Raw genomic sequence first — 25086 nt, 5'->3', positions numbered from 1 at the left:
TTGGGAGGCGTTTTCGGACCATGACCATTTTTGGGCAAACCCGACACGAACAAGCGAGCGGATGGGCAGGAATCGGGTGGCGTCTTCTGCCCTTTGCCCGAATTGTGGAGCTGTCAGCCATAAAGGAACACGCCCGATGCCGCAGATCCGCTTCAAGCCCCTCTCAACCTCGAAGGCCCAAAGCTGGCGCGAGGGCGCGCCAGATGATTACGACCTGCCCCCTGAACTGTGCCATGCCGTCGAAGACGGTTATCCCTGCCGCCACTGCCTCCGATTCATCAACAAAGGCGAGCGCTATCTGACGCTCGCTTATCGCCCCTTTCCATCGCTACAGCCCTATGCCGAAACGGGCCCCATCTTTGTCCATGCCGACGATTGCCCCGCCTATCACTGCGAAGGCCGATTGCCGCCTTTTCTGTCGAGCCCCGACTACATATTACGCGGTTATGGCGAAGATCACCGGATCGTCTATGGAAGTGGTGCCGTCACACCGACGGACCGGATCATCGAAAGAGCGGAACGGTTGCTCGAACGGGCAGAGATCGCCTATCTGCATGTCCGGTCCGCGCGAAACAACTGCTTTCACTGTGAGATCGAACGCTGCTGATCCCGGAACGGCAAAAAGGGTCGGCCGATGGGACAGGCCGACCCTTTCTTATGCTGCATGACCGCCGGGAGGAGAACCTGACGTTACGTCATGCAGTATGGAAGCAATGCATCATCACGCTACGTTAAGAACACTTTCAGGCGCATGGGACGGATAGCCTAGCGCGTCAGCCACAGGCTTGTTGGTGATCCGGCCTTTATGAACATTGAGGCCGTTTCTCAGATGGCGATCCTCGGCAATCGCCCGCAGGCCACGGTCAGCGAGTGCCAGACCATGCATCAGGGTCGCGTTGTTCAGGGCATGAGCCGAGGTGATCGGCACGGCGCCCGGCATATTCGCCACGCAGTAATGGACGACACCATCAACCTCATAGATCGGATCGGAATGCGTGGTGGCCTTCGAGGTTTCGAAGCAGCCACCCTGGTCGATCGCGACATCCACAATGACCGCACCCTTCTTCATGCCCGACAACATTTCGCGTGTCACAAGCTTTGGTGCAGCAGCACCCGGGATCAAAACCGCACCGATGACCAGATCAGCGCCGAAGACTTCCTGCTCGAGGGTATTGATGGTCGAATAGAGGGTATGGACGCGACCGTGGAAGATATCGTCCAACTGGCGCAGGCGTGGCAGCGAGCGGTCGAGAATGGTGACATCGGCGCCAAGACCAATCGCCATCTTGGCCGCATGCAGACCGACAACGCCGCCGCCGATGACGGTGACCTTGGCCGGAGCCACGCCCGGCACGCCGCCAAGCAGGATCCCGCGACCGCCATTGGCTTTCTGCAGAGCGGTCGCACCCGCCTGAATGGCCAGACGCCCGGCGACTTCCGACATCGGCGCAAGCAGCGGCAGTCCGCCGCGCTCGTCTGTGACTGTCTCATAGGCAATCGCCGTCACGCCCGAATCGATCAGGCCCTTCGTCTGGTCCGGATCTGGAGCCAGGTGCAGGTAGGTGTAAAGGATCTGGCCCTCGCGCAGCTGCACCCATTCTGATGGCTGTGGCTCCTTGACCTTGACGATCATATCGGACTTCTCGAAGACATCCTTTGCAGAAGCCGCAATCTTGGCACCAGCAGCAATATAGGCATGGTCATCTGCGCCGATACCGGCACCGGCACCGGTCTCGATCAGCACATCATGGCCATGCGCCACATATTCCCGGACGGCACCCGGTGTCAGGCCAACGCGATACTCATGGTTCTTGATTTCCTTGGGGCATCCTACGCGCATCTTAGATTCTCTCCCGGCGATCTTGGGCCGCATGTTGTTCCGATGCCGAATTGAACCACGGGATAAGCGAAATGTCCTTGCAAATCACTCGGGATTCGCTCAGAGTTTTCGCAGATTATTGCAATATTTGCTTATTGTGAGGGGAATAATTCGAATGAACCAGTTGGATACCATCGATCTTGCGATTCTGCGGGCATTGCAGGAAAATGGTCGAATGACCAATTCCGACCTCGCGGAAATGGTCGGTCTCTCCCCGTCCGCCTGTTCCCGCCGGCACGACATCCTTGAGAAAACCGGCGTCATCCGAGGCTATCATGCCCGGCTCTCCCACAAGGCACTGGAATACAAGATGATGGTCATTGTCCACATCTCACTGTCCGGACAGTTCGCCAAGACCCTCAACGAATTCGAGGCGGCTGTTAAGCGCTGCCCGAATGTCCTTGTCTGCTACCTGATGTCCGGAGAGTATGATTACATTCTGCGCGTCGCAGCGAAAGACCTTGAGGACTATGAACGCATCCATCGCGACTGGCTGTCCGCCCTGCCCCACGTCGTGAAGATCAATTCAAGCTTCGCGCTGCGCGAAATCATCGACCGCCCGAATATCGGACTGTGATGAAACAGAAAGTCTGATGTTTCGAATTTTACCTATTAGCTTTACCTCATCAAAATATCTCTGATCTACTGAAATTGCAGGCCAAGCCGTTTCATGAAGTCAAACGGACACCAGCATCATCCAAGTTCTTGAGAGGAAAGGAAAAACGGCATGACCCAGGTTCTCGAACTTGATGTGCGCAAGACTAAGCGCAGCCGATGCCGTATTCCCAGTCGAGTGCGACATCTCAGTCAGGAAGCGGATGGCAGGATCCTGAACGTCTCACGCACGGGGCTGGCCATTGAACTCTACAACAAGCTGCACGCCTCAACCGGTAGCACGGTCGTTATCGAGAATGACGAAATCGGTCTTCTGGAAGGCGTTGTGCGCTGGAATCGTAGCGGACGCCTCGGCATCGTCATCGCGCAGAACTCAAACTCTATGGCCAAGATCGACGCCTATTTCCGCCACTTCCACAAGGAAGTGCAGCCTGTTCTCAAGCGGTGACTCAGACGCCCCCGCGTTTTTTGCCAGTTTTGGGCCGTAGCGAACTCCGCCAGCCCTCAAAGGTTCCTCAGAAATCGATCCATACCGCTGCGTTAACGGTATCAGCGCCACAGACCCCTAATTCTGGCCTATGGAATGATGGTATCTTAGTCATTCCGTTCAGCTTCCGTTGAGACGCGTCACCAAACTTATCCGCATTTCGAACAAAGTTCTTAATGGTGGATATAGTGGACGCAGCTCACAAACTGAACGACGCCCGGCAAGACCAGAGAATTCGCTGCCGGATCAAGGGTATCCTGACCTTTCTCGGACGCACTCTGGAAATACGGATCATTGACGTGTCACGCTCCGGCATGGCGCTGGAATTGCATGGGTGGATCGAAGCCAAGCGGGGCAGCAGGGTCACGCTGAAATCGGTCGAATTCGGTTGCATGGAAGCCACTGTCCGCTGGTATCGAGCCGGCAAAATGGGGATCGAATTCGAGCATTCCAGCAATACGGCGGCCCAGGTATCAGCCTATTTTAAGAACTTCCACCGGACCAGCATCCAGCCGCTACGGTCTTCGCGCTAGAGCCCGAACTTGTCCCATGCTTTTTGTTGCGGCGGAAGGCTGATGGCGGACCCGATGAAATGCCCCTGTCATTTTAGGGTGCAACTGTTGTGGCGGAAACCTAATCTGGTTTCGCCCGATATTTGCAAAGGAGTGCCTGTCGATGCCGTCCTCCTCCCTCCACCTTCCGATGACCCGCCGGTGCTTGTTGACCGGAATTGCGGCCTCAGCCGCCCTGATCACGCTGCATCCCTTCGCGGCACGCGCCAGCGCCAATCAGGCGCATCTCAGACTGATGGAAACCACCGACATCCACGTCAATGTCATGCCCTATGACTATTACGCGGACAAACCGAATGACACGATGGGCCTTGCCCGCACCGCCTCCCTGATCGAGGCGATCCGCGCGGAAGCGGGGAATTCGATGCTGGTCGACAATGGCGACATGCTGCAGGGCAATCCCATGGGCGACTACATGGCTTACAAGAAAGGCATGAAGGCCGGCGACCTGCACCCGATCATCAAGGCGATGAATGTGCTTGGCTATGATTGTGGCGCGGTGGGCAATCACGAGTTCAACTACGGGCTCGACTTCATGTTCAACACGCTGGGTGGAGCCAGCTTTCCCATCGTTTGCGCCAATCTGACCAAGGGCATGCTCGCGTCTGACCCCCGGCAGGATGAGCTGCATTTCAAGCCCTATGCGATCATCGAAAAGACACTCCTCGACGGTGCGGGCAATGCCCAGCCCATCAAGGTCGGATTTATCGGCTTCGTTCCGCCGCAGATCATGCTCTGGGACGCCAAGCATCTGGAAGGCAACAGCCAGACCCGGGATATCGTTGAAGCGGCCCGCGCCTGGGTACCGGTTATGAAGGAGGAAGGGGCCGATATTGTCGTTGCCCTTGCCCATAGCGGCATTGATGGCAGTGGCTTGACGGATCGCATGGAAAATGCCGCGCTTTATCTCGCAGGCGTCGACGGTATCGATGCCGTGTTCACCGGGCACCAGCACCTTGTCTTCCCAGGTCCGACGAGCTGGGACGATGTGCCGGGCGTTGATCCGGTCAAGGGCACCCTGCTTGGCAAACCGGCGGTCATGGGCGGGTTCTGGGGCTCGCACATGGGCCTGATCGATCTGCTGCTGCAAAGGGACGGGAACAGCTGGTCAATCGTTGATTTCACCTGTGAAGCCCGACCGATCTTCCTGCGCGACGAGAACCGGAAAGTAACCGCGACTGTCGGCGACAATGCAGCCGTGGTCGCCAGTGTCGAGGAAGAACACCAGGCCACACTCGAATATGTGCGCACGCCGGTCGGCAAGACGTCGGCGCCGCTCTATTCCTATTTCGCCCTCGTGGCCGATGACCCGTCCGTGCAGATCGTTTCCAACGCCCAGAGCTGGTACATAGCCGAGATGCTGAAGGACGGCGAATACAAGGACCTGCCGATCCTGTCTGCCGCAGCCCCGTTCAAGGCGGGCGGACGCGGCGGCCCTGACTATTTCACCGACGTCGCCGCCGGGGACATCGCCATTCGCAACGTGGCCGACCTCTATCTCTACCCCAACACCATTCAGGCCGTTGCCATTACCGGCGAGCAGGTGAAGAACTGGCTGGAAATGTCTGCCGGCATCTTCAACCAGATCGAACCGGGCGCACAGGATGCGCCGCTGATCAATCCCGGCTTCCCCTCCTACAACTTCGACGTTATCGACGGCATCACCTACCAGATTGATCTCTCAAGGCCTGCCCGCTTCGATAAGGACGGCGCTCTGGTCAATCCGGAATCAAGCCGCATCGTGAACCTGCAATACAACGGTCAGCCGATTGATCCGAATCAGAGATTTGTGGTCGCGACCAACAACTACCGCGCCGGTGGTGGCGGCAAGTTTCCGGAAATTGGCAGCGAAAAGGTCATCTTCGTCGGCCCCGACACGAACCGCGACATCATCGTTCGCTATATCGTCGACCAGGGCACGATCAATCCTTCGGCGGATTCCAACTGGTCCTTTGCGCCAATGCCGGGTACGACGGTTGTCTTTGAAACCGGCCCGAAGGGTCGCGCTTATGCCGGTGACATCAAGGCGGCGCGCATCGAGGATGCCGGGGACGGTACCGACGGCTTCGCCAAATTCCGTCTGGTTCTCTGATTGGGACCGGGGGCAGCACCGGCTGCCCCTTTCCTGAGGGACATCCGACTTAGCGCGATCGCTCAAAGCGCCCTATTCACCGGCAGCGGCATCGAGTACCGGGACCTGGTTGCGGCTGAGTGCGGCCTGGCGCAAAGCCCGAGCCACATCCCGGTCGATCTGGCGTATTGCCAGCTCTGGTGCCGCCGGGCGACCGAGCAGATAGCCCTGAAGTTCATCGCAGCCGGCGTCCGCCAGATAGCGGGCCTGATCCAGCGTCTCGACGCCCTCCGCGACAATATGCAGACCGAGAGCCGTCCCGAGATCGATGATCGAGCGGACAATGGCGGTCGCGTTATCCTCGCGCCCCAGGGCATCGACGAAACTGCGGTCAATCTTGATTACATCGAAAGGATAGCGGCTGAGATAGCTCAAAGAGGAGTAGCCCGTGCCGAAGTCGTCCAGTGCAATTCTCAGTCCCAGGGTCTTCAGCTGATCGAGGACCGCGGTTGCATGATCATCATCCTCGATCAGCACGCTTTCGGTGATTTCCAGTTCCAGCCGCGATGGATCTATCGTCGAGCGACGGAGAAGATCCTGAATATCCCTGACGAAATCGGGATGGCGGAACTGGACCGGGCTGACATTGACGCTGACATGCAGCCTTTCTTCAAGGCCTTGCAACAGTCGGCAGGCCTCTTCCAGCACGAACTGGCCGAGCGCGATGATCTTGCCAGAGACTTCCGCGACGGGAATGAAGTCACCAGGCTGGATCATGCCGCGCACGGGGTGATTCCAGCGCAACAACGCCTCATAACCCGAGATCGTGCCTGATGGGGCCGCAACACGCGGCTGGAGGTACAGGAGAAACTCGCCACGGGGCAAGCCGCGCTCGATGTCAGCCTCCAGGGCCCGACGCTTTTCGATCAGTTCATCCATGCCCGGCCTGAAGACCCGCCAAGTGTTGCGGCCAGCTTTCTTGGCATTGTAGAGGGCAACATCAGCACGTCCGATCAGTTCATCCAGCGTCGTGGCATCCTGCGGACAGGAGGCTGCTCCGATACTGACGCGGCAGACGACTTGCTCGCCACGTCCGGTGTCAAAGGGCTCCCGGAACGCCTGCACAAGCGCGCTGCAAAAGGTGTCCAGCGCATCGCCTGCCAATTCGCCCTCGAGCAGGATCGCAAACTCGTCGCCGCCGAGACGTGCAGCCATCCCGCCTGCGCCAACATGGGCCAGCAATCGTCTTGCTGTCTCCTTGATCACTGTATCACCGGCCGGATGACCATGCAGATCGTTGATATCCTTGAAATGGTCGAGGTCAACCAGAAGCGCTGTCACCTTATGCCCACCGTTCAGTGCGCGCTCGAGTGCAGCCACCAAGGTCTCTGTAAAGAGCGTCCGGTTGGGAAGACCCGTCAGAGGATCATGCAGCGCCAGATGGCGAATGTGCTGTTCCGCCTTCAACCGCTCCCGCAGATCCACCAGCGCACTGACACGGATCGTTCGCCCGCCATAGACTATATCACGCCCCCGTGCCTCGACCGGCACCCTTTCGCTTCCGGACGTAATCACGGTAAACTTTCGTATGCCGTCGCGAGCCGGATCATTGAGATCGAGCACACGGTGATAATCCTCTTTGCTGAGGATTGAGTAGATCGAGCTGCCGATCAGTTCCTGAAGCGGGCGCTCGACCAGTTTCGCCAGCTGTTCATTGCCGTCGATGATGACACCCGCCTCATGCATGAGGATGGCTTCTGTCGTTGCCGCAGCAAGAGCCGCCACCCGTTCCGCCTCTTCGTGGTCCCGCTTAAGCTTCTGGATCTCCTGTCGGCTTTCTTCCTCTGCCTGGATGTTGTCCATCAACCGATTGAACAGACGAGACAGGTTTTCCGCCTCATCACCAGGGTCGACCTGCAGTCGGTGTCCCAGATTGCCTCGCCCGGACACCAACTGGTTCAATGCATCTTCCACATGGCCTATACCAAGCCGCGTGCCGTGTTCGGCTATGTTGAGCCCGACTTCTTCATCCGCTGCGTTGACCCGGATCGCCATGAAGCGGTCCAGCAACCGGAAGAACAGATAACCAATGCCGAAGGCCCAGTAGAAATTCAGAACGGAACCGAAGATCTGGATATAGGCCTGATCGAAACGGTTCCCGGCCGGCAAGAGATGCGCGGGAGCGAGAAAGGCTAGCCCGATGGTACCAGCCACACCGGCAAAGGCATGAACACCGATGGCGCCCACGGCATCGTCGACCTTGAGTTTTGCCTCAACCCATTCATTGCCGGCAACGGCGACGAAGGCACCGATAGCGCCAATCAGCAAGGCGGCACCAGGTTCGAGAATGTGACAACCTGCCGTGACCGCGACGAGACCTCCGAGAAGGCCCGACAGGGACTTCTCCGGCAGCACCACACGATCCTTGATGAAGCCATGTACATAACCGATACAGGTTCCCATGCCGCCGGCCAGAACCGTGTTGAGCACAATCGGGGCAACGTCATCGTTTGCCGCAAACGTCGAGCCGCCGTTGAAGCCAATCCAGCCGAAAAAGAGAAGCAGGGCGCCGGTGGAGGTGAGAACGGGACTGTGGCCGGCAATCCGGATCGGGCGCCCATCAGGCCCGAAGCGCCCGCGCCTTGCACCGAGCACCATGCAGGCCGCAAGCGCCACCCAGCCCCCTGTGGCATGGACGACAGTCGAGCCGGCGAAATCGACGAAACCGAGATTGCCGAGGAAAGAGCCTCCATTGGGTTGCAGCGAACTGCCCCAGACCCAATGGGCAAAGACCGGATAAAGCAGGGCGGACAGGAAAATCGACCCAAAAACATAGGCCACAAGCCGCATGCGCTCGGCCACAGCACCCGAGACGATGGTCGCAGCGGTTGCACAGAACATCACCTGGAAGACAAAGAAACCTGCCTCCCAGCCGTCGACGTCCCACAGGAAGAAAAGGCTGCCGTCGACGCCGATCGGAAGGAAGCCGGAGCTTCCAAACGCAACCATGAAGCCGAAGGCGGCAAAGGCGACAACGCCAAAGACAAAGTCCAGCAGGTTCTTCTGGGCTACGTTGATGGAGTTCTTTGAGCGCACCCAACCGGCTTCAAGCAGCAGAAAGCCCACCTGCATCATCATGACCATGCCGGCAGCCGTCATCAACCAGGCAATGTCTGCCGGGCTCTGATTCGCCGTTGCGGGCTCGGCTTGCGCCAGCACTGCAGCAGGAAAAAAGGCCAATGCAAGGATCGCGCCAACGACGAAGCGATAAGGTCTCAGAATCTCTTGAATCACTAATAAATCCCGGATTTTTCACGGGAAATTCTCAGCCCACATCACTTAAAATTTGGTGTTTCGTCGTCAGTTTTTGGCCATATTTAGACGACGCGCGTTCACATTTTTTGTGCGCGGGAACATATCAGTCGAAACAAGTGAGGAATGAACGTCACACGATGCGGGATTTCTCGCCATCGCCAAACAGGGACGGCCCATTCTGGTCGATGATCTGCCTGGCCTTCCGGAAGGTGCAGTCCAGTGCATCATCCAACGACGTGAACACATCGGCGCGGATGAAATTCCGCTCCAGAACCTCTCCGTCGATGGTCTTTTCGATCCGTCCAGCCAACCGGTACTGACTGCCCTCGCGCTGCGGCAGCGCGTGGATCGTGCAGTCCTTATAGGTCTGCGGGTCTGCGAGCGGGGCCTGTTCGCCTTTGACGGAAGCGGCGCTTCCTGAGAATATCGAGAAAATGCGAGAGAAGATCGAAGCCATGAATTTTGCCTAGCACAAGGCATGATCGAGCGGAAGACTTTGCATCGGTTTTCAGGCAAGCTCCGTGTGGGAGATACGCAAGCACCATGCAACTTGAATGATCGGTGTTCGACTGTCGGGGAGGATGAAAGTGAGGGCCGCATTGTTCCTGTTCATGTGTCTGGCAACATCGGCGGTTGCACTGATCGTCATCTATCGCTGGCCGCCCCGTCTTGATCTTGAGCGCGATATCGTCCGCAACCAGCCGATCAGCGCCGTCGCGCAGGATATCGAGACCAGCCTTGCCACGTCAGAAAAAGCCTTTGAAGACATCCGCCCAAACCAGCACAAGCAGGTGATCTGGGCTGACAGGACCAGTCCGAGGAGGACGCCCTATTCCCTCGTCTATGTCCACGGATTCTCGGCTTCCTCCGGCGAGGTTCGCCCCCTGCCCGACCAACTGGCTGCAGCGCTTGGCGTCAATCTCTATCTTACACGCCTTGCCGGCCACGGCCGTTCATCAACCGCCATGGGCGAGGCAAGTATTGAAGCCTGGGCGAAAGATGTTATCGAGGCCATCGAAATCGGCGAGGCAATCGGTGACCAGGTCATTCTGCTCTCTGCCTCGACAGGCAGCTCCCTTGTCACATGGGCGCTGGCACGGCCCACGCTGGCGCAAAATGTCGCTGCGACGATCTTCATATCGCCCAATTACGGTGTCCAGGCGCCGGGAAGCTTCCTTTTGACCGGACCATTCGCAGAGCCGCTGGCGCGCCTGCTGATTGGCGACAATCGCGGATTTGAGCCCTTGAACGAGCGGGTTGCCGCCAACTGGACGACCAGCTACCCCGTGAAAGCGCTGATTCCAATGGCGCAGGCCGTGCGCCTTGCCGCACATACGCGCGTCGAGGACATCACGGTCCCTGCCCTTTTCCTCCAGTCCAGCGAAGACAAGGTGATCAGGCCCGATCTGACGGCCTCAGTCTCAAAGCGCTGGGGTGGCCCCAGCATGCTGGTTGATCCGGGTCCGAACGGCGATCCCAACAGCCACGTGATTGCCGGTGATGCCTTCTCGCCGGAAACCACCGCGGCCGTTCGCCAGACGATTCTGGACTGGCTTGCCGGAAATGGCATTCAACCAATCAGATGATGAGGTTGGACAGGATCTCGTTTTCCGTGATGTCCTCATAGCCGAGGCCCGCACCGTCGAAGCGTTCCAGCAGTGTCGCGAAATTGGCGCGCTCGCGCGTCTCGATCCCGATCAGGATGGAGCCGAAATTTCGCGCCGATTTCTTCAGATACTCAAACCGGGCGATATCATCATCCGGCCCCAGAAGATTGAGGAAATCGCGCAGCGCACCCGGCCTTTGCGGCAGGCGCAGGATGAAGTATTTCTTCAGCCCCGAATAGCGCATGGCGCGTTCCTTGACATCCGGCAGGCGCTCGAAGTCGAAATTGCCGCCGCTGACGACGCAGACGATCCGCCGCCCTTCGACCTTCTCTTTCGGCAGCATGTCGAGTGCGGCAAGCGACAGGGCCCCAGCCGGTTCCAGCACCACGCCCTCGATATTCAGCATCTCGGTCATGGTCACGCAGATCGCGTTTTCCGGAACAACGATCACCTGATCGGGCGAGAAACGCTTCAAGGCCTCAAAATTCGCCTCACCGATGCGGGCAACGGCTGCACCATCGACAAAATTGTCGACCTTGGGAAGCGTCACGATTGCTCCCGCCTCCAGACTGCGCTTCAGGCTCGGAGCACCGGCCGGCTCGGCAAAGACCATGACCTCTTTCGGCAGCCGATCGTTGAGATAACCGGTCATGCCCGAAGAAAGCCCGCCACCGCCGACCGGCATGATGATGAGATCGGGACTTGCCCCCTCCGGAAGCTGAGCCACCATCTCGGCGGCCACCGTGGCCTGCCCTTCGATAATGTCCTCATGATCAAACGGCGGCACCATATAGCCACCAATGGCATCGACATGCTCGCGTGCTGCGGCGTAGCACTGGTCGAAGATATCGCCGACGAGGCGGATGGTAATGAACTCGCCGCCAAAGGTGCGGGTCTTGTCGATCTTCTGCTGCGGCGTCGTCACCGGCATGAAAACGACCCCCGGCACACCGAAATGGCGGCAGACATAGGCAAATCCCTGGGCATGATTTCCAGCAGACGCGCAGACGAAGGTCTTGCCCTTGCCGGCACCGGCCACGATCTTGCGCAAGAAATTGAAAGCACCCCGGATCTTGTAGGAGCGCACCGGCGTCAGATCCTCGCGCTTCAGATAGATCTCCGCACCGTAACGGGCGCTCAGGTGATCGTTGAGCTGCAAGGGCGTTTCGGCAAAAAGACTCCGCATGGCCTCGAGCGCAGACTCGACTTCCTTGGGTATCACAATGTCCATCCGTTGAATTTTGATCTGCCTCCCGCTATGGCATAGTCACGTTGCTCAGACAAAGAATCTTTGCGCGGCACCGAAACCGGACCCGAAACCGTTGAACGCTAGCCTCCTTCGATCCGTTGTCTACATCGCCGCGCTGTGCGGCCTTTATCTTGCAACCGCCATGCTGATCCCGGCCATGGTTGATCTCTATTATGGTCACCAGGACTGGGCGGTGTTTGCCACATCCGCCGCGATGGTCGGCGGCGTTTCGCTGATGGCGGCCATGGCGACGCGGGGGCCTCCCCCGAACTTCAATCGTCGTGTCGGCTTTCTGCTGGTCAACGTGCTCTGGGCGGTCTTTTCGCTGACTGCCGCCATTCCGCTTTACTTCAGCGCTGCCGATCTGACCTTTTCACAGGCGCTTTTCGAGGGTGTATCCGCCGTGACAACCACAGGCTCGACCGTGATGGTCGGGCTCGACGACATGGCGCCGGGCATCCTGATCTGGCGCTCGCTGCTGCAATGGCTCGGCGGTATCGGGATCGTGGCGCTCGGCCTCTTCGTCCTGCCCTTCCTCAGGGTTGGCGGCATGTCCTTCTTCAAGATGGAATCCTCCGATACCAGCGACAAGCCCTTTGCCCGCATCGCCACCTTTACCCGCGCCTTCATCGCGATTTATGTCGGCATCACGCTGGCCTGCGTTGTCGCCTATGATTTCTCCGGAATGAACCATTTCGATGCGATCAACCATGCGCTGACCACAGTCGCCACCGGCGGATTTTCAACCCATGATGCCTCGTTCGGCTATTTCCAGAACGCATCGACGTTGTGGATCGCCACCTTTTTCATGACGCTCTGCAGCCTGCCCTTCTCGATCCTGATCGTTTTTGTGGTGCGCGGACGCTTCGATGCCCTGCGTGATCCACAGATTTTCGTGTTCGTCGGCTATCTCAGCGCCTTTGCGCTTGCTGCGGCCATCTACAACCATCTGCGCAACGGCGCAGAGATCGGTGATGCCATCACCCATTCGTTCTTCAATTTCGCCTCCATCCTGTCGACCACCGGTTATGCCAGCCAGGATTATCTGCTCTGGGGCAATTTTGCCGTCGCCGCAGCTTTCTTCGCCACCTTCATGGGCGGCTGTTCCGGTTCGACGGCGGGCGGTATCAAGGCCTATCGCTTTGTCATCCTGTTCAACATCATTGGTACCGGCCTGAAGAAGCTGATCTACCCCAATGCCATCTATTCCGTCCGGTACGGCAAACAGACGGTGGACGCCGAGACGCAGCGCGCCGTCTTCCTATTCTTCAGTGTCTATATCTTCATCTGGGTTGTCGGCACCATGGCCATGGCCATGCTCGGTTATGACTTCGCCACCTCGACATCGGCCGTCATTACCGCCCTGTCGAATGTCGGCCCGGGTGTCGGACCGCTTATTGGCCCCTCTGGCAATTTCTCCACGATGGGGGATCTGGAACTCAACCTCCTGTCCTTCATGATGTTGCTCGGTCGTCTCGAAGTGCTGACGATGATGGTGCTGTTCGTACCGCTGTTCTGGCGGTCCTGATCGCTTTTCCAATCCTGCCGACACCCCTTCCCGCTTGACGGGAACAGGTTGCGCTCGGCACACTTGGCCAGGCCAAGCGGGAGAGAATCAGTGATGAATTACCGCCCTTTGGGGTCGAGACTGGTGCGGTTTGCCATTGCCACTTCGCTCCTTCTGTTGCCCGGTCAGGCACTTTCGGGTCCGCTGCTTGATGCTGCGATCGAGGCGGAGCGCAAAGCCGTGCAGAATGATCCGCGAGGCGCCTTTGACGGAATGCACAGGGCATTGGCGCAGTTTTCGGCAAGCCTGCCGCTGACCGTTCCGCGCATTTCCTTCGTCACCGAAAAGCCTGTCGGCTACGGCGCCTTTACCGCCAGGAGCGATTCCATCTTCAAGCCGGGCGAAGCCATCATCACCTATCTGGAGGTGATCGGCCTGCGCTGGAAAACACTGGAGGACGGGCGCAAGCAGGCGAATTTCAGCGTCGATCTCGAACTCACCGATAGCAGCGGTCGCACACTTGCGCTGAAAAAGGACTTCGGCACCTTCGCCTATACCGGCATCTCCGAAATCACCGAGATCTACACCCATCTGACACTTGAGGTGGATGGTGCCGCCCCCGGCAATTACATCTTGCGCTATACGGTCAATGATATCGTCAGCGAACGCGCGACCCGGTTCGAGCAGAGTTTCACCATCGCTGGCTAATCTCCAACAAGGCCGCCGCTCAGTGGAGGAGGCCGTCGCATCCCCTGCGACGGCCTTCGTCCCCGTGCCTTATCCGAAACCCTATTGCGCCATGGTCGAGCGGTGCGCCCAGCCCGTCATGCGCTTTTCGATCCAGGCCATCAGCGCATACATGGCGATGCCCTCGACGGCGAGCGCCAAAAGGCCGGCAAAGACCAGGGGCACGTTGAACTGGCTCTGGGCCGAACTCATCATGTTGCCGAGGCCGTAATTCGAGGCGACCGTCTCGGACACGACAGAACCGACAAAGGCGAGCGTGATGGCTATCTTCAGCGAGCCGAAGAAATAGGGCATCGAGCGCGGGATGCCGACCTTCAGCATGATGTCGAGCTTTTTCGCCCCGAGCGCGCGCAACACATCCTCCGTTTCCGGCTCGATCGTGGCGAGGCCCGTGGCGACGTTCACGACAATCGGGAAAAAGGAGATGAGAAAGGCGGTGAGCACGGCCGGGACCGTGCCGATGCCGAACCAGATCACCAGGATCGGTACCAGCGCCACCTTGGGGATCGCATTGAAACCGATCATCAGCGGATAGAGGCCGGCATAGATGGTTTTGGACCAGCCGATGAAAAGGCCAATTGCCAGGCCCGCGACAACAGCGATCGCAAAGCCGAGCGTCGTTGTGTAAAGCGTCTGGAGGGAATTCTTCCAGATCGGCGACCAGTATTGCACGATCGCCTCAAACACTCGGGTCGGCGCAGGCAGGATGGTCGGCGGCATATCGAGGATGATGACCGTCAATTCCCAGATCACGAACAGCCCGAGCGTATAGAGCCAGGGGGCCGCCTTGACCCAGTTGATCCGCTGCATCAGGGGTTTTGCCGGTGCTGCCGGTTTTTCGAGTGTCATGGTCATGCCGCTACCCTCGCCTTGGCAATTTCACCATGCAGGACATGAACCATGTCGTTGAAGGCGTTTTCATACATCAATTCAAGATCGCGCGGGCGCTCGAAGGGCACGGTATGTTCCTTGACGATCCGGCCCGGACGCGCGCTCATGACGAAAATCCGGTCGGCCAGGAAGACCGCCTCGCGCAGATCGTGGGTCACAAGCACGATGGTCACGCCCTGTGCGGCATGCAGATCGCGAATGACGCACCACAATTCCTCACGGGTGAAGGCGTCGAGTGCACCGAATGGCTCGTCGAGCATCAGCAGTTCCGGCTCGTGAATGAGTGCGCGACAGAGATTGGCCCGCTGTTGCATGCCGCCTGAGAGTTGCCAGGGGAATTTCGAGCCGACACCTTTCAGCCCGACGATTTCCAGAAGGCTCTCGGCCTTCTCGACATATTCCTTCTTGTTGGCCCGCAGGCGATGCCGATGTTTCTCGACGATTTCCAGCGGCAAAAGGATGTTTTCCAGTGTCGTGCGCCAGGGCAGCATGGTTGGGTTCTGGAAAGCCATGCCGACGATCGACACGGGCTTGGTCACCTGCTGGCCAGCAACTATCACAACGCCTTCCTGCGGAATATGCAGGCCGGTCACCAGCTTCATCAGGGTCGACTTGCCGCAACCGGACGGCCCGACAACGGCGGCAAATTCACCCTTGTCGACATGCATGGTGAGACCCGAGACGGCAAGCGTCCCTTCGGCGCCACCATAGCGCATGTCGACATTTTCAATGGAAACGAGATGGGACATGCTTTCTCCGTCCGTCTTCGAGAGGATATCGAAACCCCCTCTGGCCTGCCGGCCATCTCCCCCACAGGGGGAGACCAGGCGCAGCACCGCCTGCCAAGTTCATTCACCTGATGAGATCACAGCCGGTGAAGCCCCTCCCCCTTGTGGGGAGGGGTTGGGGAGGGGAATCTGCCTTAAGGCAGCATACGCTCTTCCTTCGGCGGGAGATAGGATGCGTCAAAGACGCGGTCGGCAGCCACGTTGCCCTTGAGGCCCATGGAAACCTTCAGCGTTTCGATCGAGGCACCGAGGCGCTCCATGTCGACGCTGCCCATGCCATTCTCGACAACGTAAGGCGTCTTGATGTTCATGGCGTTTGCCATTTCAAGACGTTCCTTCTCGATATCGGGATTGAGCGTTTCGTTGCGCTTCAGGACGGCGGCCACGCCCTCTTCCGGATTGGCGACAGCATCGGCAAAGCCCTTGGCCAGCGCCCGCAGGAAGCCCTTCACGGCTTCAGGATTCTCGGCGGCAAAGTCGGTGTTGACCAGAACGCTGTTGCCATAAAGGTTCAGCCCGTTATCCGCCATCAGAATGGTCGCGATATCGTCAGCCGGGATACCTTGCGCCTTCAGGTTGAGGATGACCGAGAAGGCAAAACCAAAGACAGCGTCGACATCACCCTTGGCCAGCATCGGCTCGCGGACCGGAAAACCGATCGATTCGATGGTGATGTTGCTGTCGTCGATCCCGGCGACCTGCTTGAAGGCCGGCCACTGGGCGAAGGCACCATCCGGCGGCGGCGCGCCGAGCTTCTTGCCTTCCAGCGACTTCGGATCTTCGGTGACGCCAAGCGACTTGCGGCCAACGACCGAAAAGACCGGCTTGTCATAGACCATCATCACGGCCTTGACCTTCTGGCTCGGGTCCTCATCGAGGAACTTGATGACCGAATTGATGTCGCCAAAGCCCATCTGATAGGCGCCGGTGGCCACGCGCGGGATCGCCTCGACCGAGCCATTGCCGCTGTCGATCGTGACATCAAGGCCTTCGGCCTTGAAATACCCCTTGTCCAGCGCCAGCAGGAAGCCGGCTGCAGGTCCCTCGAACTTCCAGTCGAGGGTGAATTTGATGGCCGTCTCGGCATGGGCCGGCACAGCCGAAAGCATCGAACCGGCCATCAGGCCCAAAGCCAGCATGGCGCCTGAGAAAGTCCGTCTTGTGATCATGGATTAAGCTCCCCTGTTTTTTGATGGGGGCATAAAAGCAGGTTTTGAAATCGGCGCAAAGTGGAAAATGCACAGACTTTGGTCACATTCTGGTCTGAACGTTTTTTATGCAACAGTTGCTGTAAGCTTGAAAATGCAGGTCACGTTGCACCGCCGTCAACAACAGCGAATAAGCACATTGACCTTCCCAGGTTATCTCTTAGTTGTATTTATATATAATGCAACCAGAACGAAGGAGAATGTCATTATGCCAAAGCTCATATTCGCAATTCTGCTGACTACAGCTTTCTTGCCAGCAGCCGCACTTGCCGCTGAAATTGTTCATCAAGAATGCAATGTCGTGGAAGGAAGCCCCAACCAGGCGACTGTAACGGTTGAAGTCGGGCCGTCGAATGCCGGAGACATAATCAACACAGCCAGAATGACCGGCACCATGTTTGCGGTTTTCAACCAAAGGGCGATTGACGTCAATTGCGTCGGCGTCGGAAACGGGATCTTCCAATGCACCTCCAGCAAGACATTCGGGCTTCTGGAGACTGTAACCAATGTCGAGTACGGCATCGACGGTTTTGAGACATTGAACAACAGCCAGAACCAGACACCCTTCACCATAGCAGATCAAGGCGTTCTCTGCGACTAGAAAGCCTCCAGAATGCTTAGACGGGTCACGATTCGATTCCCTGCGCGCAAAAAACAACCTGTGCGCTGGAACAACGATGGACGGAGCATATCCCATGCCTTCTTGGTGCGGACGACGGGGGTCGAACCCGTAAAGCCTAAGGCCGAGGGATTTTAAGTCCCTTGCGTCTACCAGTTTCGCCACGTCCGCGTGCGCGCCCTGTTTGGGACAGTTCGCGGGGGTCGTCAAGGCTTTAGATCGGGGTTGACGTTCGCCAGAGGCTGGCAATCTCACCCGACGACCGCATCCACGAACTCGACCCCGAGCTCCTTCGGATTGCGCCAGCAGACGCGGCAGGAATGGGTCGTTCCGTCTTCAAACTTCAGATCGAAATGTTCCGGAATCGGAACAGTCGATTCCAGCGTGATCTTGGCTCCCCCTTCGGACAGATTGCGGATCATGCAGTCGAAGGTCGAATAGCCGCCCGGCAAGATCAGCCGCCCGGCCTTCAGGGCGCGAAGCCGCGGTTTCACTCTGTGTTCATCCATGCCTGCACCTCCTTTCGTCGAAAGCAATTTTAACGCTGCCGTCCCTTATGAAGCCTTGCCAGTTTCGTTAAAATGGGCTGCTACTCATGCAAAAGAGCGGCCACTGGCCGCTCTTCTACAGGATCCGGCAATGCGGACTTGACCGTTATCCGGCCAATTTGGCAGCGAGTTTTGCCACATGGGCGCCCTGGAACCTTGCGCCTTCGAGTTCGATCTCGGAGGGCTGGCGCGAACCGTCGCCGTCGGTGATGGTCGAGGCACCATAGGGCGAATTGCCCTTGACTGCTTCCACGCCCATCTGACCCTGGAAGGCATAGGGAAGGCCGGCATAGACCATGCCATGATGGAGGAAAGTCGGGACAAAGCCCATGATCGTCGTTTCCTGGCCGCCATGCTGGGTGGCAGACGAGGTGAACATCGAACCGACCTTGCCGACCAGCTTGCCGTTGAACCAGAGACCGCCGGTCTGATCCCAGAAGTTGCGCATCTGGGACGCGACAGTGCCGAAACGCGTGCCAGCGCCGACGATGATGGCATCGTAATTGGCCAGTTCGTCAACCGTTGCAATTTCAGCCTTCTGGTCGAGCTTGAAATGCGAGGACTTGGCCACTTCTTCCGGAACGAGTTCGGGAACGCGCTTGACCGTGACATCTGCTCCGGCAGACTTTGCGCCTTCGGCCACGGCATAGGCCATGGTTTCGATGTGACCGTAGGACGAATAATAGAGAACCAATACCTTCGCCATCTCGTAGTCTCCTTGGTGATGCGGACTGGCCGCCGTTTCAGTGATGCTGCAGATGTAGCCCAATCCGGCGTGGCGAAAAGACGGGCCGGCACGAACGCAGTGTTCATCGATCGGCATCATTTATTTTAACTGAGGGTCATCGTTTTTTGACAAATCCATTGCCGCTCATTACCGCTCGCGATGTATCTTGCCGATAAGATCCCTCCGGTCTCTCACCCATGCAAGCCATTCCAGGAAAACCCTCATGAATACGTCCTCGATTAAGACAGCCGCCATGCTCGCCATCGGCGATGAACTTTTGTCCGGACGCACCAAGGACAAGAATATCGGTTATCTGGCGGATCTGATGACGGTGGCCGGCATCGATCTCAAGGAAGTGCGGATCGTTGCCGATGAGGAAGACGCCATCGTTGAGGCCCTCAATGCTCTGCGCAGCCGCTATGACTATGTCTTCACCTCCGGCGGCATCGGCCCAACCCATGACGACATCACCGCCGATGCGGTGGCGAAGGCGTTTGGCGTTGCCTGCATTCATGATCCGGAAGCCATGGAGCTTCTCGCGGCCATGTATGCCCGGCGGGGAATCGAGTTTACCGAGGCTCGCCAGCGGATGGCACGCATGCCGGAAGGCAGCCGCCACATCCCGAACCCGGTTTCAACCGCGCCCGGCTTCATCATCGGTAATGTCCATGTCATGGCCGGCGTCCCGCAAGTCTTCCAGGCCATGATCAGCCATGTGGTCGGACTTCTGCCGACCGGCGCCCAGGTCATCACCCGCTCGATCACCTGCCCCTTTGGTGAAGGCGACATCGGCACAATGCTGGCCGCCATCCAGAAGGCGCATCCGGAGACCTCGATCGGCTCCTATCCGCATTTCGACGGAACGCGCTTCTCCACCGAACTTCTGGTCCGCTCGCGCGATCTCCAAGCCGTCAGCCTTGCCGCCGAAGCCGTGGAGGCCATGGTCGCAGAGCTTGCCGCCGAGAAGGAAAGAGTTGTAATGCGGGATCAGGGCACCGGTGAGCTTGCCTGATCGCGGCAATCCGCCCCCATGTGCCAAAAGCGTCGTCTGAATTGACCAAGGTCAATGTGGAACTTCGCAATGGGCCTAGTCTTTCCTCAGAGCGGAACAATTTTTAATCCGCCTGAGGAGACGACCATGGAATACAAGACACTTCTTGCCATTTTGGACACGCCGAAAAACGCCGAGCGGATTGCCGATTTTGCCTTTGCCCTGTCTCAGCAGTTCAAGTCGCATGTCATCGGTGCGCATACGGAGCCGCTGGCCATGGTGCCGATCGTGGCGCCTATGGAAATCCCCGATCCCGCCAGCATTCAGGCACTGCAGGACATGGCGCATGCGGAAACGGAGAGCTGTGAGAAGCTGTTTCGCAGCAAGGGAGACCGGGAAGGTATTTCCTATGAATGGCGCAGCTTCATGAGCTCGGCAGGCTTCAACACCTCCGCGCTGATTGACAGCGCCCGCGCGGCAGATCTCGTTATTGCGCCGCAGGCCGAAGGTGAGATGCTGTCCGGCAGCGGTTCAGACCTTGAGAGCTTCCTGTTTGAGAGCGGTCGTCCCGTGCTGCTCGTGCCTTATATCTACAAAGAGGTCAAACCGATCAAACGGGTGATGATCGCCTGGAATGGCTCACGTGAAGCGGCCCGCGCCACCTTCGACGCCCTGCCCTTCCTGATCGCGGCCGATGCGGTTGAGGTGCTGAGCATCGATGCGCCGGATACCGCGACCCAATCCGGCAGTATTGCAGGTGCCGAGATCGCTGCAACGCTGTCGCGCCATGGTGTCAACGTGACAATCCATTCCGATAGCTCGAGTTCGCTGCGCCCCGAAACCATGATCGAGAACCGGCTGGCCGACCAGTCGGTCGACCTCTTGGTCATGGGTGCCTATGGCAGTCCGCGCTGGTGGGAAATGCTGTTTGGTGGCGTGACAAAGACGCTTCTGCATTCGATGACGGCACTGACCCTGATGTCCCGTTGAACCATCAGCCCGGGAGCCCCTTGCCATGGGGGCCTGCTTGCCGCTAATAGCAGCGATCAAGGACCTGGGCACTCAGGAAACAAGCTTCGCGCGGCAAAGTCCGCGCGAAACGCGTTTTGGCCTTGCCGGCAACCGGCAGGCTCGTCGGGCCGCTCCGGTCATGCGTCATTGACAGACGCTGTCGAAACCCATGCGCGTGGAGCCGAAATCGATGTCGCTACCCGAAAAAGCCTTTCCCGTATCCTGGGATCAGTTTCACCGTGATGCCCGGGCGCTCGCCTGGCGGCTCGCCGGCCTTGGCGAAGAATTCCGCGCCATCGTCTGCATTACCCGTGGTGGCCTTGTGCCGGCGGCGATCATCTCACGCGAGCTCAATATCCGCCTCATCGAAACGGTCTGCATTGCCTCCTATCATGATTATGTGAACCAGGGCGAAATGAACCTCCTGAAGGGCATTTCCGCGGACCTGACGACAGATGGCGGCGCTGGCGTTCTGGTTGTCGATGACCTCACCGATACCGGCAAGACGGCCAAGGAAGTTCGCGACATGCTGCCCAAGGCGCATTTTGCCTGTGTCTATGCCAAGCCGAAGGGCGTTCCGACCATCGATACCTTCGTGACCGAGGTCAGCCAGGACACCTGGATCTATTTCCCCTGGGACATGGGCTTCACCTATCAGGAACCGATCGCCAAGGGCACCAAGGGCTGATCCTTCCTACATGCGACATGCCAGCGCCCGCCGAAGCACCAGCCCGGCGGGCGTTTTCGGTTGGAATGACCGACAGCCACCGCTCCCCTCTGCACAATGGCTGCATGATTTTTGTCGGGAACAATCCGTCCATTCATTCGTAAGAGTTCCATCGGACACATCTACAACCCGACGAGATGGAACCCCATGAGCTCATTGCATTCGCCGGAAGTGGCCATGCGTACCTATCCGCTGAGCGGAATCTTCGCGCCCTTCCCCTTTGTCTGCTTCACGCTGACATTCATTACCGACATCATTTATTGGCAAACATCTTTCCTGATGTGGCAGAACTTTTCGTCCTGGCTTCTGTTTTTCGGCGAAATCGGCGGAGCACTAGCTCTGATTGCCGGAGCGATTGATCTCGCCCGCAAGGACACCCGCGATACGCGCCCCGGCTGGTCTGCCACCATCGCCTTTGTCGGCGTCCTGCTGCTCGCCATCCTCAACAGCTTCATTCATGCCGGAGACGGCTGGACGGCGGTGGTGCCTTATGGATTGCTGGTCTCGGCTGCAACCATCGTCGCCATGATCCTGACGGTATGGCTCACCATCGAACATCGCTATGGACTGCCCTGGAGGATGCCATGATGAGACAACTTCCAAAGCAAAACCGCTCAGCCGTGACCAGATCGACGGAAGAGGCCTTTTCGACCCGCAGTCTTGCGCTGGCGACGACCGCGCTGCTGCTTCTTACTCTGGTTGGCTGCAGCGATGAAAGCGAGTTCGATGTCTCCAGCCAGATTGGTCCCGATCCGGTCCTGCCGGAACCGAGCACAAGCTTGCTGCCCGACATGAAGGTTGCCGAGGTGGTTGGCTGGTCCGAGGGAGAATTGCCGACCGTCCCTGACGGCCTCACGATCAGCGCCTATGCTACCGATCTAGCCAATCCGCGCACGGTCCACACGCTGCCAAATGGTGACGTTCTTGTCGTACAGGGCAAGGCACCGGGCGGAAAGCCGCTGGAGCGACCCAAGGACTATATTCGCGGCTTCATCATGTCGCTGGCCAAGGGTGGCGGTGGTGGGCCGCAAAAGGACAGCAACCTCATCACCTTGCTGCGCGACCTTGACCGTGACGGCACTGTCGATGAGCGCCATGATCTGCTGACTGATCTCAACTCGCCCTTTGGCGTCGCCTATGCTGACGAGACGCTCTATGTGGCTGCCGCCGATGCCGTGCTTTCCTACCCCTACACGCTTGGTGAAACGTCGATTACGGCCGAACCGGAAATCCTGACACCACTTCCGGGCGGCCCGATCAATCACCACTGGACCAAGGATTTGGCACTCAGTCCCGATGGCACCATGCTCTATGCTTCGGTCGGTTCCAACTCCAATGCGGCAGAGCGCGGTCTGGAAGCGGAAAAGGGCCGGGCGGCAATCTGGGAAATCGATCGGGAAACGGGTGCCGCTCGGATCTATGCCTCCGGCCTGCGCAATCCGAACGGGCTGACCTTCCATCCCGACACGGGTGTTCTTTGGGCTGTCATCAACGAGCGCGACGAGCTCGGCCCCAATCTCGTGCCGGACTACCTCACATCGGTTCGGGACGGGGCTTTCTACGGCTGGCCCTGGTCCTATTTCGGTGACCATGTGGACGAGCGGGTCCATCCGCCCCGCCCCGACATGGTGGAGCGCGCGATTGCGCCTGATTATTCATTATCCAGTCACGTCGCTGCCCTCGGCCTGACCTTTTCGATGAACTCGGCCCTGCCGGAGCAGTTCGCGAGCGGCGCGATCATCGGCGAGCACGGAAGCTGGAACCGCGATACCTTCAATGGCTACAAGGTCGTTTACATACCCTTCGAAGACGGCATGCCGGCCGGTGATCCCGTTGACCTCGTGACGGGTTTCCTCAATGGCGATCAGGCTCGCGGTCGACCAGTCGGGACCGGGATCGATGGAACCGGAGCACTGCTGGTGGCCGATGATGCCGGCAATACCGTGTGGCGCGTTGCCGCTGCGGACGGGACCGTGACACCGGAACCCATCGCGACGGATGCCAGGCCGACACAGACGCCGACCGCATCCACCGCTCCGGCTGCCAATACGCCTCCCGAGGACGGCTCACCGGCAAGCCCGACTGCGACAGAGGATGGCAGTGTTCCCGGCGTCGTGTCTCCGACACAAGCAGATGGGGCAACCAATAATGGTTCGGGGGCATCGGCGCAGCCGGGTGCACCCTTAGGTGGCGCGCCAGAGAGCGACGCCAATGCCGGACCGCCCGATAACGTCGATGGTGCCGCAGATGCAAGCGGAAGCGGCGGTTCAGAGGCGCAGGCCACACCGACTCCGCCACAGACGGAGATTGCACCGGCGGTTCTGCCGCCCGGCACTGTCGAAGATGTGAACTGATCTTTGCTGCCTGCCGTGTGGTCCGTGATTTGCGGGAGGCTTTGCTTCCTCCACGCAGCGTTCCACAATGCGCACTCATTCAGAGTGCCGAAAACGCCAACGCCCTCCCCCAGCTCTGACCGCCGCCTGGCGGTCTCTTTCTTACTGGTCGGTACCCCGGATGCAGGATGACGCGCTGGTGCGCCTTTGTCGCGGCCCACCATAAGACGGTTGCAGACATCCCTCCCTGGTCCCGGAACCCCGAGAATGCTTTTGCCGTTTGAGCTCTGACGAAGGGAGAGGCAGAATGGATGTCCGATCAAAATTCCACATGCTGGCGCGCGCCGGCTATACGGCTCGCGGCGTGGTATTCCTGCTCGTTGCGGGCCTTGCGCTGGTTTCGGGCCTGACAGGCAGCGAACCCGACACGCAGTCGGCTTTAAGAACCCTGTTCCAGCAGCCACTTGGTCGGGTTTGGATCGCCTTGGTCGGGCTGGGTCTTTGCGGCTTTGTCGTCTGGCGCCTCGCTCAGTCGATCGCCAATGCAGACCAGCAGGCAAGCGATCTGAAAGGCTACCTCATTCGGGCCGTGATGTTTGGCAGTGCCATCGTCTATGCAGCTCTTGCCATTACCTGCTTTTCCATGGCCCTGCTCTATTCCCAGGGTAGCGGCTCCTCCGGCGAGCAGGGTGTTGCCTACTGGGTCATGTCACAGCCCTTCGGGCGCTATCTGGCAGGCATCATCGGCATAGGCTTTGTGATTGGTGGCTGCGTGACCGCCCTCAAGGGCCTCGCGCGCCGCTTTGGTCGCCATCTCGATCTCGATGTGTCGAAAAACTCGCCAGCAGTCCTGATCTCGATCTATGGACTGGTGGCACGGGGGGTTGTCTTCATGGTCGTCGGTGGGTTCTTCCTTTATGCCGGCTTGACGATCGATCCCGAGCAGGCCGGGGGGACGGCTGAAGCGCTGGCCTGGGTGCGCCAGCTTCCGTTCGGGGGCACCGTCTACACCATCGTGGCCGTCGGTCTTGCCGCATTCGGAGCCTATAATTTTGTCGAGGCACGCTATCGCCATATCCGTGAGCCGGATACGGGTCGCTTGCGACAGCATCTGCCGATCGGGAGACCGAGCACGCAGAAACCCAGCCCTTGAGCGCAGTATCAGTCTCTGTGCCGTCATGCCGATCTTGCCTT

Annotated in this window: 24 protein-coding genes and 1 tRNA gene; 15 read left to right on the top strand and 10 right to left on the bottom strand. The window is 58.8% G+C overall.

Annotation, left to right across the window (positions count from 1 at the left end):
- Positions 1-136: 136 nt before the first annotated feature.
- Entirely contained in the window at positions 137-607 is a 471-nt protein-coding gene (locus FE840_RS12365) for a DUF1203 domain-containing protein (RefSeq protein WP_138288972.1), read from the top strand.
- 114 nt (positions 608-721) lie between these two features.
- On the opposite strand, the gene ald is transcribed toward FE840_RS12365, so the two are convergent.
- Positions 722-1840 (bottom strand): alanine dehydrogenase, encoded by a 1119-nt coding sequence (ald, locus tag FE840_RS12360; protein ID WP_138288973.1) that lies wholly within the window; start codon positions 1838-1840, stop codon positions 722-724.
- A gap of 154 nt (positions 1841-1994) precedes the next feature.
- Here ald and FE840_RS12355 point away from each other — a divergent pair, with 154 nt between their 5' ends.
- The 4 genes from FE840_RS12355 (at position 1995) to FE840_RS12340 (ending at position 5645) form a co-directional block, all read left to right on the top strand.
- The gene (locus FE840_RS12355; protein WP_138288974.1) at positions 1995-2456 is read left to right on the top strand and encodes an Lrp/AsnC family transcriptional regulator; all 462 of its coding nucleotides are present in this window, start codon (positions 1995-1997) and stop codon (positions 2454-2456) included.
- Between the two features lie 150 nt (positions 2457-2606).
- A complete protein-coding gene (locus FE840_RS12350) occupies positions 2607-2942 on the top strand; it encodes a PilZ domain-containing protein (RefSeq protein ID WP_138288975.1) in 336 nt (111 codons plus the stop codon).
- A gap of 227 nt (positions 2943-3169) precedes the next feature.
- Entirely contained in the window at positions 3170-3514 is a 345-nt protein-coding gene (locus FE840_RS12345; protein ID WP_246318765.1) for a PilZ domain-containing protein, read from the top strand.
- A gap of 142 nt (positions 3515-3656) precedes the next feature.
- Positions 3657-5645 carry a bifunctional 2',3'-cyclic-nucleotide 2'-phosphodiesterase/3'-nucleotidase gene (locus FE840_RS12340; RefSeq protein ID WP_138288977.1) on the top strand — a complete coding sequence of 663 codons (1989 nt, stop codon included), beginning with the start codon at positions 3657-3659 and terminating at the stop codon, positions 5643-5645.
- A gap of 72 nt (positions 5646-5717) precedes the next feature.
- On the opposite strand, the gene amt is transcribed toward FE840_RS12340, so the two are convergent.
- Both amt and FE840_RS12330 read right to left on the bottom strand, forming a co-directional pair.
- Positions 5718-8918, bottom strand: a complete 3201-nt coding sequence (amt, locus tag FE840_RS12335) for an ammonium transporter (protein WP_246318764.1) — start codon at positions 8916-8918, stop codon at positions 5718-5720.
- Positions 8919-9069: 151 nt separating this feature from the next.
- Positions 9070-9396, bottom strand: coding sequence for an HlyU family transcriptional regulator (locus tag FE840_RS12330; RefSeq protein ID WP_138288978.1), 327 nt, complete (start codon positions 9394-9396; stop codon positions 9070-9072).
- Positions 9397-9526: 130 nt separating this feature from the next.
- Between FE840_RS12330 and FE840_RS12325 the strand changes: the two genes are divergently transcribed.
- Positions 9527-10525, top strand: coding sequence for an alpha/beta hydrolase (locus tag FE840_RS12325; protein WP_425502129.1), 999 nt, complete (start codon positions 9527-9529; stop codon positions 10523-10525).
- Here the strand turns inward: FE840_RS12325 and ilvA are convergent.
- On the bottom strand, positions 10518-11777 hold the full coding sequence (gene ilvA / locus FE840_RS12320; RefSeq protein WP_138288980.1) for a threonine ammonia-lyase: 1260 nt from the start codon (positions 11775-11777) through the stop codon (positions 10518-10520). The two genes, FE840_RS12325 and ilvA, sit on opposite strands and share 8 nt — an antisense overlap.
- 91 nt (positions 11778-11868) lie before the next feature.
- On the opposite strand from ilvA, the gene FE840_RS12315 reads away from it, so the two are divergent.
- Positions 11869-13323 (top strand): TrkH family potassium uptake protein, encoded by a 1455-nt coding sequence (locus FE840_RS12315; protein WP_138288981.1) that lies wholly within the window; start codon positions 11869-11871, stop codon positions 13321-13323.
- Between the two features lie 93 nt (positions 13324-13416).
- Positions 13417-14010 (top strand): hypothetical protein, encoded by a 594-nt coding sequence (locus tag FE840_RS12310; protein WP_246318911.1) that lies wholly within the window; start codon positions 13417-13419, stop codon positions 14008-14010.
- 81 nt (positions 14011-14091) lie between these two features.
- On the opposite strand, the gene FE840_RS12305 is transcribed toward FE840_RS12310, so the two are convergent.
- The 3 genes from FE840_RS12305 to FE840_RS12295 form a co-directional block, all read right to left on the bottom strand.
- Positions 14092-14904: an ABC transporter permease gene (locus tag FE840_RS12305; RefSeq protein ID WP_138288983.1), complete on the bottom strand. Its 813-nt coding sequence runs from the start codon at positions 14902-14904 to the stop codon at positions 14092-14094.
- The gene (locus tag FE840_RS12300; protein WP_171033792.1) at positions 14901-15689 is read right to left on the bottom strand and encodes an ABC transporter ATP-binding protein; all 789 of its coding nucleotides are present in this window, start codon (positions 15687-15689) and stop codon (positions 14901-14903) included. The genes FE840_RS12305 and FE840_RS12300 overlap by 4 nt, the downstream gene beginning before the upstream one ends.
- Positions 15690-15862: 173 nt before the next feature.
- On the bottom strand, positions 15863-16897 hold the full coding sequence (locus FE840_RS12295; RefSeq protein WP_138288984.1) for an ABC transporter substrate-binding protein: 1035 nt from the start codon (positions 16895-16897) through the stop codon (positions 15863-15865).
- Positions 16898-17144: 247 nt separating this feature from the next.
- On the opposite strand from FE840_RS12295, the gene FE840_RS12290 reads away from it, so the two are divergent.
- Positions 17145-17537, top strand: coding sequence for a hypothetical protein (locus FE840_RS12290; protein WP_138288985.1), 393 nt, complete (start codon positions 17145-17147; stop codon positions 17535-17537).
- Between the two features lie 103 nt (positions 17538-17640).
- On the opposite strand, the gene FE840_RS12285 is transcribed toward FE840_RS12290, so the two are convergent.
- The 3 genes from FE840_RS12285 to wrbA form a co-directional block, all read right to left on the bottom strand.
- A tRNA-Leu gene (locus tag FE840_RS12285) sits at positions 17641-17726 on the bottom strand.
- 80 nt (positions 17727-17806) lie between these two features.
- Positions 17807-18064, bottom strand: coding sequence for a PilZ domain-containing protein (locus FE840_RS12280; protein ID WP_138288986.1), 258 nt, complete (start codon positions 18062-18064; stop codon positions 17807-17809).
- Positions 18065-18209: 145 nt separating this feature from the next.
- Positions 18210-18809, bottom strand: coding sequence for an NAD(P)H:quinone oxidoreductase type IV (gene wrbA / locus FE840_RS12275; RefSeq protein ID WP_138288987.1), 600 nt, complete (start codon positions 18807-18809; stop codon positions 18210-18212).
- A gap of 244 nt (positions 18810-19053) precedes the next feature.
- Here wrbA and FE840_RS12270 point away from each other — a divergent pair, with 244 nt between their 5' ends.
- The 6 genes from FE840_RS12270 to FE840_RS12245 all read left to right on the top strand — a co-directional run bounded on the left by FE840_RS12270 (position 19054) and on the right by FE840_RS12245 (position 25045).
- A complete protein-coding gene (locus tag FE840_RS12270; RefSeq protein WP_138288988.1) occupies positions 19054-19842 on the top strand; it encodes a competence/damage-inducible protein A in 789 nt (262 codons plus the stop codon).
- 126 nt (positions 19843-19968) lie between these two features.
- A complete protein-coding gene (locus FE840_RS12265) occupies positions 19969-20811 on the top strand; it encodes a universal stress protein (protein ID WP_138288989.1) in 843 nt (280 codons plus the stop codon).
- 211 nt (positions 20812-21022) lie between these two features.
- Positions 21023-21520: a xanthine phosphoribosyltransferase gene (gene gpt, locus FE840_RS12260; RefSeq protein ID WP_138288990.1), complete on the top strand. Its 498-nt coding sequence runs from the start codon at positions 21023-21025 to the stop codon at positions 21518-21520.
- A 186-nt stretch (positions 21521-21706) separates the two neighbouring features.
- A complete protein-coding gene (locus FE840_RS12255) occupies positions 21707-22147 on the top strand; it encodes a DUF2231 domain-containing protein (RefSeq protein WP_138288991.1) in 441 nt (146 codons plus the stop codon).
- On the top strand, positions 22147-23913 hold the full coding sequence (locus FE840_RS12250; protein ID WP_138289035.1) for a PQQ-dependent sugar dehydrogenase: 1767 nt from the start codon (positions 22147-22149) through the stop codon (positions 23911-23913). Before FE840_RS12255 ends, FE840_RS12250 begins: the two co-directional genes overlap by 1 nt.
- A gap of 286 nt (positions 23914-24199) precedes the next feature.
- Positions 24200-25045: a DUF1206 domain-containing protein gene (locus FE840_RS12245; RefSeq protein WP_138288992.1), complete on the top strand. Its 846-nt coding sequence runs from the start codon at positions 24200-24202 to the stop codon at positions 25043-25045.
- Positions 25046-25086: the final 41 nt, after the last annotated feature.

The sequence above is a fragment of the Peteryoungia desertarenae genome, assembly GCF_005860795.2.
Taxonomy (GTDB): Bacteria; Pseudomonadota; Alphaproteobacteria; order Rhizobiales; family Rhizobiaceae; genus Allorhizobium; species Allorhizobium desertarenae.
The sequence above is the reverse complement of the archived record's forward strand: the minus strand, read 5'-3'. Positions and strand labels throughout refer to the sequence as shown.